General features: G+C 62.4%; 2 protein-coding genes. Both read left to right on the top strand.

Translation table 11 applies throughout. The features are described from left to right. Positions 1-353: RibD family protein (locus V6C16_RS13965; RefSeq protein WP_333543518.1), on the top strand; the 353-nt coding region annotated here is incomplete at its 5' end. 6 nt (positions 354-359) lie between these two features. Continuing rightward, complete coding sequence (locus V6C16_RS13960; protein ID WP_333543517.1) at positions 360-1,034, top strand: riboflavin synthase; 675 nt, start codon at positions 360-362, stop codon at positions 1,032-1,034. Positions 1,035-1,115 lie beyond the last annotated feature (81 nt).

Genomic DNA, 1,115 nt, shown 5'->3' with positions numbered 1-1,115 from the left:
AGGCCCTGCGCGACATGGGTGTGCGCGTTCTTTCCCTGGGGCCGAGCCTGCACGGCGGGCCGGACCTGACCCATATGCTGCGCACAATGCGTGAAGAGCTGGATTGCCCCTACCTGCTGTGCGAAGGCGGCGGGCATCTGGCCCTCAGTCTTCTCGAGGCCGGCGTTGTGGACGAATTCCGTCTGCATATGGCCCCGATGATCCTGGGAGACGTTGACGCGCAGCCGCTTTTTTCCGGCCGTGCGCCCCTCAGCCTGGACGAGGCCCTGCGCATGCGCGTGACCGGCAGCCACATCAGCGGAGGCGACATTCATATTGAACTGCGCCCGCTGCAAGCCGTGGAAGCAAAGTAGGAAGCCATGTTTACCGGTATCATACAAGGACAGGGCGAAGTACGCTCACTGCGCAAAAGCGGAACGGAATGCCGCATCTGCCTGCGTCCCCTGTTTACCCTGCCCAATATCGTTGACGGCGAATCCATTGCGGTCAACGGGGCCTGCCTGTCGGTGGAAGAGCACGGAGCCGACACTTTCACAGCCTACGCCTCGGCCGAAACGCTCGCGCGCACAAGCCTGGGCGGCCTGCAAACCGGGCATCTGGTCAATCTGGAAAGGGCGTTGGCTATGGGCGACCGCCTGGGGGGGCATCTGGTCAGCGGCCATGTGGATTGCCTTGCCACGGTACGCGAAGTGCGCCGGAGCGGACAATCCCTGTGCTGCCGTCTTGTCTTTCCCGCCGAATTCGGCGCGGAGGTTATCCCCAAGGGCTCCGTATCCCTTGACGGCATAAGCCTTACGGTCAATGATTGCGGCCCGGATTTCCTTGAGGTCAACATCATACCCGATACCCAGAAGCGCACTACCATGCTGCACTGGCGGCCGGGCGTGACGGTCAATATGGAAACAGACCTGATCGGTAAATATGTTCGCCGTTTGTTGGGCCCCTGGGCCGGAACCGGCAAGGGCGAAGCGGCGCAAGCCCCCGAAACATCGGGACTGAGCAGAGATTTCTTGCTGCGGCAAGGTTTTTTATAGGCCGCATGGCTGCATGACCGCGCCCTGTGCATTGCCGCGCGGCAGCGGTGTGCGGGCTGTTTTGCGCCGGATGCGGCAGCC

This window comes from Desulfovibrio sp. 1188_IL3213 (genome assembly GCF_036763145.1).
Taxonomy (GTDB): Bacteria; Desulfobacterota; Desulfovibrionia; order Desulfovibrionales; family Desulfovibrionaceae; genus Desulfovibrio.
This window is presented reverse-complemented; position numbering and strand designations above follow the sequence as displayed.

Bases quoted from the DNA above. Each gene is read 5' to 3' on its own strand.
- V6C16_RS13960 (WP_333543517.1), top strand. From the start codon at position 360: ATGTTTACCGGTATCATACAAGGACAGGGCGAAGTACGCTCACTGCGC.